The sequence below is a fragment of the Nonomuraea sp. NPDC050783 genome (genome assembly GCF_040802095.1).
Classification (GTDB): domain Bacteria; phylum Actinomycetota; class Actinomycetes; order Streptosporangiales; family Streptosporangiaceae; genus Nonomuraea.
This window is the reverse complement of the sequence record NZ_JBFAHK010000028.1, coordinates 71,811-90,453: the sequence shown is the minus strand read 5'-3', so window position 1 is coordinate 90,453 and position 18,643 is coordinate 71,811. Positions and strand designations below refer to the sequence as shown.

6 protein-coding genes and 1 pseudogene are annotated in these 18,643 nt (G+C 70.6%); 2 read left to right on the top strand and 5 right to left on the bottom strand.

Going from position 1 to position 18,643, the window contains the following annotated elements:
* Positions 1 to 761 precede the first annotated feature (761 nt).
* Entirely contained in the window at positions 762 to 2,363 is a 1,602-nt protein-coding gene (locus tag AB0H75_RS43755; protein ID WP_367806721.1) for a Mu transposase C-terminal domain-containing protein, read from the top strand.
* 65 nt (positions 2,364 to 2,428) lie between these two features.
* Complete coding sequence (locus AB0H75_RS43750; protein WP_367806719.1) at positions 2,429 to 4,633, top strand: hypothetical protein; 2,205 nt, start codon at positions 2,429 to 2,431, stop codon at positions 4,631 to 4,633.
* 214 nt (positions 4,634 to 4,847) lie between these two features.
* Here AB0H75_RS43750 and AB0H75_RS43745 read toward each other — a convergent pair whose 3' ends face one another.
* The 5 genes and pseudogenes from AB0H75_RS43745 to AB0H75_RS43725 form a co-directional block, all read right to left on the bottom strand.
* On the bottom strand, positions 4,848 to 5,177 hold the full coding sequence (locus AB0H75_RS43745; protein WP_367806729.1) for a hypothetical protein: 330 nt from the start codon (positions 5,175 to 5,177) through the stop codon (positions 4,848 to 4,850).
* A 67-nt stretch (positions 5,178 to 5,244) separates the two neighbouring features.
* A pseudogene (locus AB0H75_RS43740) lies at positions 5,245 to 6,181 on the bottom strand (IS3 family transposase); the annotation flags it as partial.
* A gap of 736 nt (positions 6,182 to 6,917) precedes the next feature.
* A complete protein-coding gene (locus AB0H75_RS43735; RefSeq protein ID WP_367806717.1) occupies positions 6,918 to 7,571 on the bottom strand; it encodes a hypothetical protein in 654 nt (217 codons plus the stop codon).
* Between the two features lie 10 nt (positions 7,572 to 7,581).
* The gene (locus AB0H75_RS43730; protein WP_367806715.1) at positions 7,582 to 14,022 is read right to left on the bottom strand and encodes an RHS repeat-associated core domain-containing protein; all 6,441 of its coding nucleotides are present in this window, start codon (positions 14,020 to 14,022) and stop codon (positions 7,582 to 7,584) included.
* Positions 14,023 to 14,378: 356 nt separating this feature from the next.
* Positions 14,379 to 18,389: a LamG-like jellyroll fold domain-containing protein gene (locus AB0H75_RS43725; protein WP_367806713.1), complete on the bottom strand. Its 4,011-nt coding sequence runs from the start codon at positions 18,387 to 18,389 to the stop codon at positions 14,379 to 14,381.
* Positions 18,390 to 18,643: the final 254 nt, after the last annotated feature.

Genomic DNA, 18,643 nt, shown 5'->3' with positions numbered 1-18,643 from the left:
CACCACTGGCGAGCCCTGCGCGAGAGCGGCGTGATCCGCCAGCGCCGCGCCGGTCGCAAGCTCTACCTCACGCTGCGCCGCGACGATCTGGAGACTCGCTTCCCCGGCCTGCTCGACATCGTCCTCAACCGGACGGCTCAGGACAGGGGCGAGTGAGCACGCCGCGTTGAGCCGGGCTCGAACCTCCGGGAACGTACTCCGCTTGGCTCGAAAAGAGGAGGCAACCCCAGATCGTGGCGTAGATGATGGCGTTCACCTCGGCACGGATGCTGGTGGCCAGGCCCTCCAGCGTCGTATCCCCGAGCAGCTCCAACCGCCCGCAGTCATGGCTTCGGGGTGAGTCCCACCCACCAGCCCGTCAACTCGGCCGGCAACCGAGCATAACTCCGTTTGCCGGCAACTTCCGCCCGCAAAGCGGGAACACCCCATGCGGGGCCCAACGAACGGCCCAACGAACGGGCCCAGCGAACGGGGCCGGCGCAGTGGTGTCATGGCGGTCAGAAAGGGACGGTTGATGAAACAGTCGCGTCAGACGACGACCCCGCCCCGCTGACGGGCTTCAGCGACGCGCAACGCCGGGCGGCGATCGAGCGCTGGCGGCTGCTGAGGGCCCATCTCGAAGAAGGGTGTCCCCCTTTCCCGGCTCGCCGTCTCCTGCGGGGCCGCCGAGCGGACGCTGCGCCGGTGGCGCCGCGGCCTGTCGGGCCGGTGGCCTGGCCGCTCTGGTGCGCCGGCCGCGTTCGGACCGCGGCCGGGCACGGATGCCCGAGCCGTTGCGGCTGCTGATCGAGGGCCTGGCGCTGCGACCACCCCGCCCAAGTGTGGCGTTGATCCACCGGCAGGCCGCCAGCATCGCCACCGCGCAGGAGTGGCCGGTTCCCGGCTACTCCACCGTGCACGAGATCGTCCGCAACCTCGACCCGGCGCTCCTCACGCTCGCCCTGGATGGCGCCAAACGCTACCGGGAGGTGTATGAGCTGGTGCATCGCAGAGAGGCCTCCAAGCCGAACCAGATCTGGCAGGCCGATCACACCGAGCTGGACCTGTGGGTCATAGACCCCAAGGGCCAGCCAGCCCGGCCCTGGCTGACCGCCGTCGAGGACGACCACTCCCGCGCGATCGCCGGGTACGCGGTCAGCCTGGAAGCGCCCTCGGCGCTGTCCACCGCGCTGGCCTTCCGGCAGGCCATCTGGCGCAAGAGCGAGCCGGGCTGGCACGTGTGCGGCATCCCCGGGGTGTTCCACCTCGACCACGGCCCGGACTTCACCTCCTCGCACCTGGAGCAGGTGATGGCCGACCTACGCGTGCGGCCGATGTTCAGCAAGAAGGGCCAGCCGCACGGCCACGGCAAGATCGAACGGTTCATGGTGTCCATGAACCAGATGTGCCTGGCCCACCCGCCCGGCTACGCCCCCAAGGGCAGCAAGGACCGCGCCGCCCAAGCCGCCCTGACCCTCGCCGAGCTCGACGCCGCGATCGGCCGGTTCATCCGCGAGGTTTACAACCTGCGCCCGCACTCCGAAACTCGCCTCCCACCCCAAGCCCGATGGGAGGCCGGCGCGTTCATCCCGCGCATGCCCGACTCGCTGGAGCAACTGGACCTGCTGCTGTGCACTGTCGCCAAACCGCGCAAGGTCCACACCGACGGCATCCAGTTCCTGGCCCTGCGCTACATCGACCCGGTCCTGGCCGACTACGTCGGCGATCAGGTCACCATCCGCTACGACCCCCGCGACATCACCGAGATCCGCGTCTACCTGCGTCACCCCGACGGCACCGACGACACTTTCCTGTGCCGGGCGACCTGCCCGCACCTGTCCGGCGAGACCGTCAGCCTCAAAGAGATCACCGCCGCGCGCAACGCCCGCCGCAAACAGCTACGCGGCCGGCTCACCACCCACGCCACTGTTGTCGACACCCTGCTGGCCCTGCACGACGAACCACTGCCCGCGCCGGTGGGCCACAGCCCGGGCGGCGGCCGGACCCGGACGTCGCCGAATTCCGCCGGACGCTGGCCGAGCTCGACCCGGGCCTGGAGTGGGGCGGCCCGCGGGAGCGGACGGTGCCGGAAAGCGGCGCGATCGTCTACCTGTGCCACCGGCACCGTCAGGGGCTGCGCTACCCGGCCCAGCCCGCCGACAGCTGACCCGGCGGCCTGTCCCGGCACATCAGCGGCGCAGACCATCGCCGCAGGCCATTGGCCTGCTACGGGCTCGGTACCCAGCGGGCTGCTCGCCGGCAGGTCCCGGCCGTTGATCGTCGCGCGGCGTTCGGCGCGGATCGACTGTCCTGCTCGGGCGAGACCACGCTCGAACGGGATCGACCAGGACGCTCCGGCCGGGGCGCCCGTCACCCGGCCATGACCCGCTGGTCACGATTCGCCTACGAGCACTGCCGGGACGCCCGGCCGACGGCGACGATTGAGGGCATGAGCAGACCCAAGGCCGCCGGGCGGATCGCCGTCGCCGTGCTGGCCGTGCTGGCCGTGCTGGCGGCGGTCACGGGGGTGGCCCTGGTCTGGCGGGTCCTGGATCCGGACGATCCGGTCAACCGGGCCGACCTGGCCGCGGTGATCCTGGCCGCGCTCACCCTGGCGGGCACGGTGCTGGTCTGGGCCCGCCGCTCGGCGACCACCCGCCTCGACGCCGGCGCCGGCAGCCGGGCGCGGAATGTCGTGGACGCCGCCGGGCACACCACCGTGGACACCACCGTGGACGCCGCCGCGCAGGTACTGGCCGCCCTGGTGGAGCAGCAGTGGCGCACCGAGGCCCGCCACCGGCTGCTGGAGGACCCCGAACCGATCCCGGTGCGCTGGCAGCTCATCGCCGACGAAACCGTGATGAGCCAGGCCCGCCTGATCAGCGCCGATACCGAGTTCACCCTGACCGGCCGCAGCGACCGGATCGACGCCCTGGCCGGCGCCTTTCGCGGCCTGACCCGGCGGCGGCTGGTCATCACCGGCGGCGCGGGCATGGGCAAGACCACCCTGGCGGTCCAGCTGCTGCTGCAGCTGCTGGCCACCCGCGCGGCCGACCAGGCCGCCGCCGCCGAGGGGCAGATCGTCGCGGTGCCGGTGCTGCTACCGGTCTCCGGCTGGGACACCGACGCGCATCCCCGGCTGCAGGACTGGCTGGCCGTCCGCCTGGCCACCGACTACCCGGCGCTGAAAGCCCCGCAGCTCGGCGCGGGCGCCGCCGCCGCACTGGCCGACGGCGGCCACATCCTGGACGGCCTGGACGAGATCCCCGCCCCCGCCCGCGCCCGCGTCATCACCGCGCTCAACACCTCACTGACCGCCCGCGACCAGCTCATCCTCACCACCCGCCGCGCCGAGTTCACCACCGCCGTCCACGCGGCCGGCCGGCCACTGACCGCCGCAGCGGTGATCGTCCCCAAACCCGTCACCCCGCAAGCCGCCGCCGACCACCTGACCGCCTGCCTGCCCGCCACCCCGCCTGCCGCCTGGAGACAGGTGCTGACCGCGCTGCGCTCCGGCACCGCCCCCGGCCTGACCCGGCTCACCGCCACCCCCCTCGGCTTGTGGCTGATCCGCACCGTCTACCTGACCCCCGGCGCCGACCCCGCCGCACTGCTCGGCCCTTTGGGCAGCGACGCCGACGCGCTGCGCGCCCACCTGCTCGACCGGCTCATCCCCGCCCTGATCCAATCCCGCCCGCCCAGCACCGACCCGGCCGAGCACTTCCGCCCCCGCCACCACCTTGACCCCGAGGCCACCCGCCGCTACCTGACCTACCTCGCCCACGCCTTCCCCCCGGACGCCACCCGCGACATCGCCTGGTGGCGCATCGCCCGCACCACGCCGCACATCCGCCTGATGGCAGGACTCTTCACCCGGTTCACCTCGGCGCTCGCGGGCGCGCTCGCCGGCGGACTCATGCTCGCCCTCATGGCCGGGCCCGGTCAGGGGGCGGGATTCGCGCTGGTGTTCGCGCTGGTGGGGCTGCTTCGGGGAGGCCTGTCCCGAGGGTGGAGCGACGACACCCCTGGCTACGCCGATCTGCGCCTGCGCGGGCGCACGGCCCTCCTGCTCCACTCGGTCGCCGGCAACGCCGCCTACGGGGCCGCCGTCGGGGTCGTGGGCGGGCTGGTGGTCGAGCTCGTGTTCGGGGCCGCGTTCGGGATCGCCTTCGCTGTGGTGGCCGGAGTGGTGGTGACGGTGGCGTCGGCCGTGATCGAGTGGGCGGCGCGGCCCACGCTGACCGCGGTCAGCACGCCGCGCTCAAGCTGGCGGGCCGACGACGCCCTGTGCCGGCTGCAGTCGCACGTGGGCGTCCTCGCCGGGATGCTCGCCGGGGCGCTCGCGGGCATCCTCGCCGGAGTCCTGGCCGACGGGTTCGCGTCCGGGCTCGCGGGGCTGCTCGCAGGGGTCCTGGCGGGCACGCTGTCGGGCGTGTTGACGTTCGGCAACCATCACGCGTCGCTGCTGTGCAAGGTCGCCGGCATGCGGCAGGCGCTCGCCGGACGGCTGCCCAGGCAGATCATGGACTTCCTCGACGACGCTCACCGGCTCGGGCTGCTGCGCGCGGTCGGCCCGGTTTACCAGTTCCGTCACGCGGCGCTGCACGACCACCTCGCCGCCACCGGCCCCTCGGACGAACCTCGCAGTCCTTGACGGGAGAAACCGCCTGCGCGTCCGTGGCCGGCCGACGCTGTTGCCTGCCGGGCCACACCGTTCGGGCATCAGGCAGTCGCCGAGACGCTCGCAGCGCTTCGAGGGCGGCCGAGGCGCACTCCCTCAGCCCCTTTGACCGGGGCGCCGGTGCCTGAACTGACAGCGGCGTCCGGGAGCCGGGTGTCTGGGCCTGGGCTGCTGAGGGGAACTGGCGCTATGGGACGAGGTCGATTTCGATCTCCGGCCACAGGGCCCTTAGTGGGAAGGGCGCGGAGGTGACGACGGGGATGGAGCGCCGGCGTGCGGCCTGCACCACCGTGGCGGCCGCCACGTACTCCCCGGCGTACGAGCCGGCCGGGCGCAGGACCTCGGCCACGCCCGACACGCTGTCCCGGGTGAGGTCGTCGACGATCGTCGTTCCTTCCATGCCGAGCAGCACGTCCAAGATGGGGACGGCTGTCGGCGGGAGCTGGGCGAGCGCGGTGGTGAGCGCGGCCGTTGTCGTGATGACGGGCACTACGTATTCGGCGTGCTCTGCCCTCATCCAGACAGTGGCGTCGACGAACGGTGAAGACCGGCGGGCCCAGGCGATGAGTGCGGAGATGTCCGACTTGGGCCCCGTGATCGGAGTGGAAGATCACGCCGGCCAGGCTGCCCCGGATCGCGGCGGCCGCGCGCAGCGCGTCGCTGACCAGCTCGGTGCGCATGTGATCGGCGATCGACCAGCCCGCCAGCCGCCGGGAGCCCAGGTCCAGCACGGTCGCCAGATACAGGAACCGGCCCTCGCCGACGGGCAGGTAGGTGATGTCGCCGGCATAGCGCCGGTTCGGCGCCTCGGCGGTGAAGTCCCGCTGGATCAAGTCAGGCACCTGGTGATGCGAGGCTTCCGGCACCGTGGTTCCGGCACCGTGGTGCGCACCTTCTTGCGCAGGTGCAGCCCGACGATGCCGCAGTGGCGCATCACCCGCGCGACCCGCTTGTGGTTGACCCGGCGGCCTCGGGCCCGCAGTTCGGCGGTGACGCGCGGACTGCCGTAGGTGCCGTCGAACTCGCCAGGGATCCGCCGGATCTCCTCCGCCGGCGCGGCATCGGCCGCGGCCCGCTCCGCCCGGGCCGGCGCGGCTTTGACCCACCGGTAGAAGCCCGAGCGGGACACCTGCAACACCCGGCACAGCCACTTGACGCCGAAGGCGCCCGCGTGGTCGTCAACGAACTCGAAGCGGCTCACCAGTTCGTCTCTCCCGCGAAATACTCCGCGGCCCGGCGCAGGATGTCGCGCTCCAGCTCCAGCTCCCGGATCCGGGCCTTGAGCTGCTTGTTCTCCTCTTCCAGCACGTCATCGGACGATAGGGGGCCCCGTGCCGGCTTCCTCGCCGGGCCCCGCGCCTTGGCGCCCACGCTGCCGTCGGCCTGCGCCTGACGCACCCAGTTACGCAGCGTCTCCCGGCTGATCCCCAAGTCCTCGGCCACCGCGGCCGGCGTCCGTCCCGGATCGGACAGGTACAACGCGACGGCGCCCGCCTTGAACTCCGGCGGATACGACTTCATCGCCCCGTGGAACTCCTTGTCTCCGGATCTCCATCATCCGGTACTCAAGGTGTCCACACTGCGGGGGCAGGGCCCACGGATCGTGCCGAACTTGCCCACCGGCCTCAGCGAGGGGCAAGAGGAAAGGTGACAGGCGGCGACGCGGTGGCGGCACCACCGGCGTTTCGCGCATCCGGCCGCACCGGCCCGGCCGCCGCCCGGCGGTGAGATCCCTGCCGGCAGCCTGCCGCGATTGAGAGGCGGTGACCGAACCGCCGGTGACGCCAGGACGGCGATGCGACGTCCACCACCTCCTCCTGGCAAGCCTGTGCCGCGCGAGAGCAGGCTCTTCATCCTGGGGTTCTGCGGCGGCGAGGTCCAGGGTGCCGGCGAACGAGGCCGCGTCCTCCCGGCGCCACCGAAACGGTGTCGCCGAAACGGCGTCACCGAAACAAGGAGCGCCCCACATGATTCACGTCATCGTCACCGTGCTCGCCGTCGTCTGGGTGGCCTTCCCCGCGTACGCCATCCTCACGCGCACCGCGTGGGTCGTCGAGCTGCTGACCACGTACGGCGTCCCGAGCTCGTGGTGGCCCTGGCTCGGCGCCGCCGAAGGCCGCGCGCCCGGCGGGATTCCTGGCCGGCCTGCTCGTCCCCGTCATCGGCATCCTGGCCGGGATCGGCCGGGTCCTGTACTTCGCCGGCCACCGTGCGATCGTCCAGCTGCACGGCGCGGGCTTCGATGCGCGAGATCGTCTCAACCTTCCAGTTCGGTGCGAGCGAACTCCCTGATGTCGTCGTCGGTCGACTGCTTCGCATGGGCCAGGAGCGACGGGTCCTGCCACGACATGCGCGCGGCTGCGGCGACCGCGAAACTTCGGACCAGAGGTTCGGAGGCGTCCAGCCTCGTCAATATCTCGCTCCTGTCGAACGCGTCCATCTCATGCCCGGCCAGCCACAGCGTCAGTTCTTTGAGCCGGCCCTGCAGGGACGCCGCACCGGCTTCCAGTTCCGAACGGCCGAGCGCGGCGAGAAAGCGCAGAGCTTTCCAGCGGACGGCCGAGGAGGTGTCGATCACCTTCGAGATCGCCGTCGCGATGGCCACGCCGTCAGCAGGAGTGGCCCAGCAGAGCAGCGAGTCGAGTGCGTGGAAACGTACTCGATCGGCCGCGTGATCGAGGAGGCGGGTGATCAATCCACGCAAGACCACTCCCTTGCCTCCCATCTCGGACACAAGCCATGCGCCGCTCTGCACCACCTCCGGATCGTCACTCATCAGCAAAGGAGCCAGCCGCTCGACCGGATAGCCTCGTCCGAGTTCCCGCAGGAGGTAGGACGTAGCCCGCGAACGAGCTCTGGACGACGTCTCATCGTCCAGAATCCTCCGTACCAGCTCGTCGCCGGTGGCCATGATCGCGTTCCTAGCTTCCGCTCAGCTTCTTCTCGACCCGGCGCAGCATCCGCTCCTCCTCGTGGATCCGCCTGCGATGGCTTGGCCCCTCGCCCAGGCGCTGCTGTTCGAGCTTCCGCGTACTGATGCTCTTACGCAGGTCATCGGCCAGGTCCTCCAGTTCCTGCCTGGTCCAATAGCTGGGGACATGATCGGGCAGCTCTGGCTGATCGGAGTGCAGCTTCCCGGTGGCGTCGAGAGTGGGCGGCGGGTCGCCACAACGGTCGCCTCCGGCGTTGTGGACGAGTACATCCGCCGCTCCAGCATCCTGCCCCGTACCCGGCGCGGCACCCGTCAGGACGTAGTACGTGTGGTAGTCCGCGACTCTCAGGTTGTGGACGCGCTGATCAGGCGCCGTCCAGGTAGCGACGTGCGCGATCTGGACGTAAGTGCCGGCACTCGTGCGCAGCCACATACCCGGTTGCAGGTCGATGGCCTTCACCCAGCGCCCGACATCGCCCGCCACCCAGAAGGGGTGCGTGTCGGTGGCGGTCATCGGGCCGGCGGTGCCGAGGGTGATCTGGACGAGTTGTTTGACACCCCTGCTGGTGATCGTGGCCAGGACCGTCTTGGTCTCGGTACGGCCGGTCTCCGGGTCGGTGGCGACCACTTCGTCGCCGGTCTTGAGGTCTTCTATCGGCCGGGCACGACCATCGGCCATGAGCACGGCAGTGCCGGGCACGAAGCTGCTGCAGATGCCTAATATCTTCTTGGAACCGACCACATGCGCGTTGCGCGATTTCGCCGCCTTGGCTCCCTCTCGCATCTTTCCGGTGCGCATGCCGCGCGAGCCGACCATGCCGTCCAGATTCATCCAGGCGAAGGCGGACAGCAGGTCGATGTACCAATCGCTGTGCAGGCACTCCTTCATCTCGCGGCAGGTGTTCATGGCCGCCACGAGCTCCATCTCGTACACGAAGTTCTCATCCGTGTACGTCCGGCCCGAGCTCGCGTCCGCGTACTTCTTCCAGAAGATCGTCCTGAAGCGCTCGATGTCGAGGTATTCAGGGACCCGGATGCCCGACGCTCCGACTTCGCGCTCACGTGGATAATGAATCGGCGCCCTGGCTCTGATGCGGCCACGCATGATGATGCCGGGATGATTTCGTTCCGCCCAATTCTTTCTGGGAACCTTGTGGGTGACCCGGGGCGTGACGTTCTGGCACCACGATGGCGATGGGCAGGCCATGAGCCCGTTCGGGTCGGAGTTGGTGACCGGATTGTTGTTCGCGTAGGTGTAGCCGTTCATCTGCTGCGGGTCGTCCGGGTCCATGAGGGGGTCGACGGAGATGAAGCGGCCGGTGTCGGGGTCGTACTCACGGGCGCCGAGGTGGGTCAGGCCCGTGGGGTCCTCCGTGCCGCCGACGAAGCCCTTGTCGTTCGGCCAGGAGGCGCTCACGTCGATGCCGCGCCGGCCACCGAAGGGCGTGGTGCGACGGGTGGAGGAGCTCAGATCAGCGGCCTTGACGGCGACCTGGGCGGTGCCCTGGTGGTCGCTGGTCAGGTAGGTGACGCCGATGGGGGTGCGCATGGCGACGGTTTGGTCGCCGTGCACGTAGTACCGGGTGCCGATCGGGGCCGTGGCTCCGGCGTTCAGGCGTAGTTCCGTCCCCGCCAGGTAGAGCGTGGTGCCGTCCGGGTCCTTGCGCAGTAGGCGACTGCCGTCGGCGGCGTAGACGAAGCCGGTGACGTCGTCGCCCTCGGTGAGCCGGGCGAGCTCGCCGGAGGGCCCCCAGTCAAGGGTCTGGGTGGTCGCGCCGATGCTGCGCCGGGTGGTGTTGCCGGCGGCGTCGTAGGCGTAGGTGTCCGTGCGGGCGCCGTCGCCGCCGGTCTGGGTGACCCGGTTCAGGCGGTTGCCGCTGCCGGGGGTGGCGTAGGCATAGGCCCGGGTGGTGTCGCTCCGGCCGGCGCCGGTGGCGTGGCGGGTCTCGGCGGTGCGGTTGCCCGCGGTGTCGTAACCGTAGCTGTGCCAATACGGCGCGACGCCGCTGATGACCGCCGCGGACGGGGCCTCCGCGCACCCAGTCGTGGACTGGGTCCACGCCTGCGTAAGGCGTTGCAGCCCGTCGTAGGAGAAGCACTGGGTGTCGGTCCCGTCGCGCGAGACGTCGGAGACGGCGGTGATGGAGCCCGCGTCGGTGTAGGTGTAGGTGGCGTCGTGGTCGTAGCCGTCGATGCCCTGGCGTGAGGTGCGCACACCGGTCAGCCGCTGGGTGCCGTACTGGTAGGTGTAGGTCTGCCAGGCGTGTTTGCCGTTGTCGCCTAGTTCGCGCAGCATCGGCTTGCCGGTGAGCGTGTAGCGGGTGTCGTTGACGTAGGTTTCCTGGCCGCTGGTCAGGCGGGTAGGGCGGAGCCAGGCGTCGTAGTCGTACAGGAGAGTCTCGGCAGGCAGTCCGCCGACGGCGGCGGCGCTCTGGCTGCGGAGGGTGCCGTCGAGTCCGTAGGTGCTGTTGGAGACGTAGGTGCCGGCCAGGCCGCCTTGGGCGGCGGGGATGGTGAGGTCGGTGACCTCGATGCGCCCGAGCTTGTCGTAGCGGCGTACCTTGCTGACGTAGGCGGCGCCGTCATGGTGACGCGTGGCGGTGGCCTGCTTTCCCTTTCCCCACGTGACGGTGTCGTAGGTGTAGGAGGTCAGCAAGGGGCCTTCGGCGGAGTCGCGCCGCGTATCCAGGACGCGCCCCAGGCCGTCGTAGCGAGTGACGACCTTCTGACCACGGGCGTCCGTGACCGAGATCTGCCGGTCCAGGTCGTCAAAGGCATAGCTGGTCGTGCCCTTGTCCGGGTCGCTAGTGGCGACCCGGCGGCCACGGAGGTCGTAGGTGGCGGTGAAGATGTTGCCGGACGGGTCGGTGACCGAGGCGATCTCGCCTTGCGGCGTGTAGGTGTAGGCCGTGGCCTGGTACGGCCCCGCGGGGACGCCGCCGGTGTACTGGCGGCGCTCGATCACCTTGCCGTCGGCGTTGGTGATCTCCGTGGTGGGGACGCCTCCGCTCGGGGGTGTCACGGTGGTGCGGTTGCCGCCGCCGTAGGTGTAGGTGGTGCGCCATTTCTCCTGTGCGGCCTGGGAGCCGTTGCCGACCACGAGACGTTCGACGGTCCTGCGGCCCAGCCCGTCGTAGGCGACGTGGGTCTGCGCCTCCACGTTGCCGGGAGTGCCGACGCCGAACAGCGCGGGGACCGGATCTCCGGCCGCCGAGTAGGAGGCGTAGCTCTTGGCGATCTGGCCGCGTTCGTCGTAGAAGGTGTCGGTGATCAAGCGGCCTTCGGGGCCCGGCGCCTGGGTCTGCCTGTCGCGCAGCCAGCCGTCCTTCAGCTCGATCCGGTCGAGGCGCTGGCCGCCCTCCGCCGTCAGGGCTCTGGTGGTGACGGCGACGATCTGGTTCTCCGCGACTTGGTAGTCGAACTCGTAGTTGGGGTATTTGTCGCCACCTCGGCTGAGGTTCGGCAGCCATACCTGACACAGGCGGCCCAGCGCGTCCCGGACGAGCTCGGTCTTGAGATTGTTGGCGTCGGTGGTGACGGTCGGTTCTCCCCAGGCGGGGTCGAGCTCCTGGCTGGTGGTGAACGCCGTGGCGGCGTTTCCTGGAGTGGCCGGCGCACTCGTACTGGTGATCCTCGTGGTGAGCCCGCGCATGTCGGTGTAGGCGGTGGTGGCGGCCTGGCCGAGCGCGTCCGTGACGCTGGTGGGGCGGCCGTACCCGTCGTAAATGGTCTTCTGCTCGGTGACGTAGGTCGCGGTGGTCCCGTTATATTCGGCGATCTTCTCGGTGCTGGTCAGATCGCCTCGGGACGGTGGAGCGCCGAGGGCGCCGCCGTCGTAGTAGCTGCGCACGTCGGAGACGACTTGCGTGGAGCGGTCGGCCTGCGCGGTACAGGCGACCGCGACAGTCTCCACCCGTTGTGGGAACACCGTCATGTGAGCCGCGGTGTTGTCGGCGTACGTGGTACGGGTGCACGTGTCGTCGGCGGCGGTGGCGAGGTCGCCGAGATCGTTGACCGTCTGCGGACGGCCCGCTCCCGGTCCCGAGGAGGTGCGGTCGGTGTCCGTCTTGGTCTCGATCCAGCCGCCGCCGTCCTTGGCGGTCCAGGTGCGGGTGACATCGACGTCGACCACATTGGCGGTCACGGTTCCCCAGGAGCGGGTACGAGAGGCGGTCTGCACGCGCCACGGCGTGTTCACCGCTCTGAGGTGCACCGCGCCGCCCGGCGCCTCGTACTGGACCCGGCGCAGCTCGAATCCCGCCAACGCCGCGTGATCGGCCAGCGTGCCGCCCTCTCCGTCGGAGACCGACACCCGCTTGGCGCCACCGTCGCGGTTGAGCCGATCGCCGTCCATGCCGCGCAGGTAGAAGGTGTCGTCCTGGGTGGAGGGGCTGTCGTAGCCGCCCGTCAGGGTGCGGACCTGGCCATAGCCGCGCCACTGCGACCAGGTCTTGTACTTCTCCTTGGTCAGGCCGTCGTCATCGTCGAAATGCCAGGCCGCGCCACCCAGGTAGAGGTACTTGGTGGCCATGTCCGGTGAGAGGCCGGTGCGGTCGGTCTGGATCACCGAGGTCACCACGTACTTGTGGAACCAGTCGCTGATGCGGTCCTCCCGTCCCGGAGGCTGCCAGATCACCGGGAAGCAGCGCCGGGTGTTGGTCTCCGGAGTGGGGACGTCACCGGGCGCGCAGTCCTTGCCGCTGTAGGAGATGTCGAGCTGGCCGCCGGATTCGTCGTAGACCGCGCTCAGCCGGTAGCGGATGTAGGACAGGATGTCGTCGCCGGTCTTGTCGACCCGGTTCTCCAGTTGCACGTAGTCCAACCGGACCGGGGGCAGGCTCACCGGCGTCGCACCCGCGTTCCCGGTGTGCTGGATCGCCTCCAGCAGCAGGTCACGCTCGACGTCGGCGAGGCCCCATTTGTGGGTCAGCGACCAGGAGTCGACGTCGCGGTACCCGGAGCCGTCGGCTTTGATCACCTGCGTGCGCACCTTGGTCAGCCGCTTGCGTGACCAGAAGGTCGGGGACGCGGCGCCGTGGTCCTCCTCGCAGTCCTGCCCAGAGTCGCACTTGAGGTCCCAGGGAACATCCCACCAGTACTGCGGGTGGGATTCGATCTGATCCGCGGCGCAGGAGAACGCCGCATCGGGGATGCATCGCTCCGACACGTCGAACAGCACCCTGGCCGGCGCCGTCGCGTACAGCGCGTCAGAGCGCAGGCCGTAGGAGATCGAGGTCAGGTAGCCGCCGCGGGTGTAGGGGGTCTCGTCAGCGGGCTTCAAGTTGCGGCCGTAGTGGTTGGTCTCCCGGAGGTAGGTGTAGACGATGGCGTTGCCGCGCGGGTCCACGACGTAGTCCAGGTTCCAGCGGTACGCCTGCTGACACCATGACTCAGCGAACGACGAGCGGTGACACGGCTCCCCGGAGTCGTCGCCGTAGACCGGCATGGTCCAGGTCGAGCCGGTTTCCGGCTTGCCTTCGCTCCACTTCGGCAACTTGTTGCGACCGAAGAAGTACTGCACCCCAGTGGTGTCCGTGACCTTCCAGTACTCCCCGTTGTCGTCGCCGTTCGCACCGCCGGTGAGCTTCTCGAACGTGGTGCCGTCGTCGTCGGCGAGCCGCCAGCTGCCGTCGGCGGCTTGGACCAGCTCACCGCCTTTGCCGTTCCAGGTGACCGTCGCGTTGTCGTAGCCCCAGCACTGGTCACCGGGCGAGTTGCCCCACTCGTCCTTGGGCGCGCCGTCGTCCTCGCAGGACTTGAAGTTGCGCTCGATGAAGCCGGGCCACAGTTCGAAGCCCTGGCCGATCCAGGACGGTTGCCCGTTGGTGTTGCCGGTCCTGCCGTCCACGCTGCCGGAGGAGTACATGAGGGCGACGTCGGGCGCCAGATCACCAGGGACCGGCGGCACCCGCAAGGGGTACGACCAGGTGAAATCTCCCGTGTTGCCGCCGGCTTTCCAGGTCGCCGACGGCGCGAGCGAGGTGGCCTTGAAGTCGCCCTGCGATCCCGCCTCCGCGGCCGCTGCCACCAGCAGCGTGCCGGCACCCGGCGCGACGTCGGTCTCGGCGGTCAGCGTCCGCTCCACCGGGTTGTTCACCGACTGCAGCGGAACGGCGGTCCGGCAGCCGGGCGTGGACGGTGTGGTCAGCGCGCACCCGGGAAGCCGATGCAGGCGCAGCCGGGCGCCGTAAGCACCGCCGAAGGCTTGGGCGAAAGCGCCGTAATCGAGGCGGACCGCGACCCTGCCCGCGCGAGCGGCGTCCGACCGCGCGACGGTGAAGGCCAAGCCGTTCGCGCCCAGCTTGGCCGTGTCCGCGCGGGCCAGCATCCGTACCCGTACCTTGCCCGCGACCTCGTCGGTGCCGGCCGGTCGCAGGATCGCGACAGGCAGATCCGCCGCCTCGCGCTCAGCAGCCGTCGCAACCGTCATCTCAGCCGTGGCGCCGGCGGGCCAGCCGGCCCTGGCCGCAGGCGCCGGCTGGTCCGAAGGATCGGGCTCGTGCTCACGTACCCGCAGATTCGAGCCGGTGACCAGGCGTTCGGCATCGCGCACCTCCGGGCGTCCCGAGCCAGGCGGGCTGGCCGGCGCCGATGGCGCCGACAGCAGACCCGCCGGCATCACGAGGACCAACGCGACCGCTGCCAGCCGGGGCGACCAGCGCGGCCTCAGGCGCGACGGCCGCCCGCGAAGTTTCCCGTTCACCTGCATCACGTCCTTACCCGTGTACGCTCTGCGAGCTCGGTCTCAGCACAGCGGCCGGTTCAGCGGCCGGTTCAGCGGCCGGTTCAAGGGCCGTCCTCGGTCGGCAGTTCGCCGCCGCCGGCCAGGTAGCCGATCTGCTCGGCGGTCAGCGCGCCCTGGTAGATCCAGACGTCGTCGATCGCGCCCGGCCAGAACTCGCCGCCCGTGGCCGCGCCGAACCGGGAGCGGCCGACCTGAAGGCCGCCGGACGCAGGGATGCCGAGGACGTCCTTCTGCTGGGAGACACCGGCTTCGGATTGGTGCAGGGCGCCGTTGACGTACAGGCTCATCCGGTCGCGCAGCGCGTCGTAGACGATCGCGACGTGGTCCCAGTCCTGCTCGTTGAGCGACGGGTGCAGCGCGGTGCGCGGCGGGGAGGCGGCGTCGTCGGCGTTGTTCATCTCCAGGCGCCAGGCCCCGGCCTCCTCCGGTTCCGCGGTGTCGGGAACGTACCGCAGGGCGAAGGCGTTGGTGTTGACCCCGGGCTGGGAGAACACGGTCCTGGCGGTGGCCGGGCGGCCGAGGTTGTACACCCAGCCGGCGATGGTGAAGCTGTCGTCGGTACGCACCGGCGACGCGGCCGTCTGCGCGTAGGCGGACGTCCCGTTCAGGGCCAGCCCGGCCGCCGAGATCGACCGGAAGCCGGCGTTCGGGTCGATCGTCGCGCCGCCGTTCATGGACATGGCCAGGGCGCCCGCGGGCTCGGCGGACCCGTCGGTGTTGAAGGCCCAGCGGGCCACCAGCTCGGGGTGCTGGGTGACCAACTCCTCGATCTCGCCGGCGCCGAGGACCCGGTCGTAGACGCGCACGTCGTCGATGACGCCGGGGAAGTGATCGGCCGGGGCGCCCTGCCACTGCGACCGGCCGATCTGCAGCGCGCCCGTGGCGGACCAGGCCGAGGTCACCACCGCGCTGGGAGCCATCGCCTCGCCGTTGACGTACAGCCGCATCCGTTGGGCGTCGGCGTCCCACACCCCGGCCAGGTGCGTCCAGGCGCCCGCCCTGGCCGGTTCCTTCGACCACGAGGGGAAGCTCAGCCCGTCGGAGGCGGGGGAGTCCTCGGCGAAGCGGGTGAAGACCCATTTGCGCTGGACCGGGTCGTACTTGAGGTAAAAGCCGCTGCGGTTGACACCGTCCTGGCTCAGGACCGACAGGTGACGCCCGGAGGCGAGCGAGTCCACCCATACCCAGGCCGCGACCGAGAAGCTGCGGCTGGTGTCGATCACCGGGCCGCCGGTCGCCGCCACGCCGTTGACGCCGTTGAGCCGCAGCGCACCGCCGTCCTGCCCCTCGGCGCCCAGCGTCGCACCGCCCCGCAGGGCCGCGGTCAGGGGAGCCGCCGGACTGTAGGCGCGGCGAGCGCCCTGCTCCTCGTCCAGCGTCCAGTGCGCGGCGGGAGCGTCCCCGGACGGATCGGCGTTGCCGGCCAGGGCTTGCGCGTCGGCGGGTGACAGCGCTCGCTGGAACACCCGGACGTCGTCGATCGCGCCCGGCAGATAGTCTGTCGGCCGGCCCAGCCACTTGGCCAGCCCGATCTGCAGCCCGCCGCCGGCCCGCCAGACGCTGGTCGCCGCCCGGCTGTCGGTGCCCGGCACGCCGTCGAGGTAGACGCGCATCTTCTGGGTGTCCTGGTCATAGACCCCGACCATGTGAGTCCACCGGCCGAAGACCGCGGGGCCGGCCGACCACGCCGTCGCCCACCCGTCGTCCTGGACGGTGCTGTCGCTGTAGGGCCTGGCGAACACCCACTTCCCGCTGCCGACGTCGTAGCGCAGGAAGAACGCGCTCTTGTGCACGCCCGCCTGGCTGAGCACCGTGTAGTACCGCGCGGGGTCCTGGGCGTCCAGCCGCACCCATGCCGACACCGAGAAGCTGCGGCTGGTGTCGATCACGGGCAGGTTCGTCTCGGCGTAACCGGTGGTCCCGTCCAGCTCCAGCGCGGTCCCGGCCCTGCCGGCACCGCCGAGGGCCGCGCCGCCGCGCAGGATCGCCGCCGTGCCAGGAGCCTGCGCCGTCGCCGTAGTGGCGCCGGCGGCGTCATCCAGGGTGAAGCGGGCGACCGGGTCGGCACCGGCTCTGACCCAGAACTCGTACGTGGTGGGGCTGCTGTTCTGGCCCGCCTGGGTGAAGGCCTGGACGGTCAGCAGGTTAGGGCCCGATCGGTCGGGCACCACGCGCACCTGCCGGGCCTGCCCGGCAGTGGTGGTCACCGAAGTCAGCGGGGTGCCGTTGAGCGACAGGTCGTAGCGGGCGGCCACGCCCTCGGCGTCGCTGAGGATAAAGGCGCCGGCCTCGCCGATGCCGCCGCGCCAGGTGCCGTCGTCGGGATAGTCGGCGGAGGAGACGGTGGGCGCGGCGGGCACCGCCGGGTCGTAGGTGAAGTAACAGCCGGTTTGCGCGCCGTCCCAGCTCCAGGGGCCCCATTGCTCGCCGTCCCAGGCCCGTACGCCCCAGGCGAGCAGTTTGCGCACCGGAAGCTGCACGTTCAGCGCCTCCAGATCGACCTCGAAACGGGAGCCGGAGGTCTTGGCCGGGGTCAGCGGCGCGGTCCACTTCGCGCCCCAGTCGGAGCCGTCGGTCTTGTCGGCCCAGTGCAGCTGGAACTGCGCCTGCACCTTGGCGGCGTCCTCGGTGTCGGGGTCGCGCAGGACGGCGTACAGCTTGGAGCGGACGTTGACCGCCTTGGCCTGGGGCGCGTCCAGGCATGGGGTGCCAGGGCCGGCGAACATCGCGCCGGTGTCCGGCTGGGTGGGCGGACGGTTGTACTGCACCCGCAGGTAAGCGTCGTCAGCGAAGCGCTTCCACCACGCCATCGTGGTCTCCTGGTAGGCCTTGAGACCGAAGGTGATGGTGGTGTAGCCCTTGTTGACCGCGTCCTGCACGTGCGAGCGCAACGTGGCGCCGCCGAACTCCACCGGCGCCCGCGAGCAGTACGCCACGTCACGATAGGCCAGCCTCGCCGTCCACGCGCCGGAGGTGTTGTTCCAGGTCGCCCCCGAAGTCAGCGAGCTGATACGCCACAGCTCCACGGCGGTGGAGTTGTGACAGTCGTAGGCGTGCGTCTCGAAGGCGACGAACTCCGCCGACTGGATGTAGCTGCCCTTGACCGACGGCAGCTTCATCCGGAAGAAGAGCCTCTTGGTCTGGTCGATGCCGCAATCGGGATCCTTCTGCACCAGGCAGCGGCCCATCCCCTCGGTGGCGTTGCCGGCGAACTTGTAGTACGTCTGCTTCGGGTAACCCGAGGAGACCATGGCCCAGGCGTAAGCCGCGTTCGTCTGCCACACGGGGTCGATGTAGACGGGGAACGTGGTGTCCGGTGAGGTCAGCAGGCTCTGATCCGGAGTCAGGGTGAGCCGGCCGCCGGACACCTGAGCGCCCACCGGCGCGATCCGCGCGCCCTCCCCCGGTGCCGCGGACGGATCCGGGGTCGGCGCCGCGCCGCGCGCCCGCGCCGAACCGGTGGAGTCCCACATGAGCGGCGCCGGAGCCTCGAACACGCCTGTCCCCGTCGCGGCGTCGTCGGCCCGCAACCCACCACCCGGACTCGTCGTGATCGACAGTTGGGGAGCGTCCAGCCGGAACGTCAGGCCGGCCAGTCGCGGATCCTTGGCCGCCTCGGCGGTCCTGACCACCAGGGTGTGCGCGAAACCGTCCGGCTCGGCCCGCACCCGCAGGTCGACGTCCGGCCCGAGCACGCCCTGGTACACGGCGGTGTCGTGCTCCAGCACCGGTTGCGGCAGCGGCTGCGGCCACGACAGCGTCAGCTCCCGGCCGCCGCGGGACATGCGCGTCAAGGGGCCGTCACCGCCGTTGGACAGCCGCAGCCCCACAGTCGTCGCTCCGGGAAGCACCTCGGAGCCGGAGGCCCGCAGGCCGGTGTCGATGTCCACCCACCGGCCGTCCCGTCGGGTCCGGACGGGCCGCAGGTATTCGGTCGCCTCCAACTGTCCCGACGGCAGGGCGCGCACGGTACGGTGCTCACCGCGCTGCGACGGCACCTCCACCGGCTCGCCGCTCTTGCGCGCCCGCTCCAGGGCTTCCTGCTCGGTCATCTCCTGGGGCGGCGCCGATGCCTGCGTCCGGAGAGGTGACCGCGCCGCCGCTTCCGCGGGCGTGGTTCCGGAGAGCGGACCGGCCAGAAGGATCACACAGAGCGAAGCCCAGGACATGTGCCGACGCATGACGCCCTCCAAGAACGGCCACCCTGACCGGCACAATTCTGAGATAAGCCGCAGATAAAAGCGTCAATCGGCGGGATGACGATCAATGTCAGGTCCGTAAACTTCCGCGGTAGCGGGATCGCGTC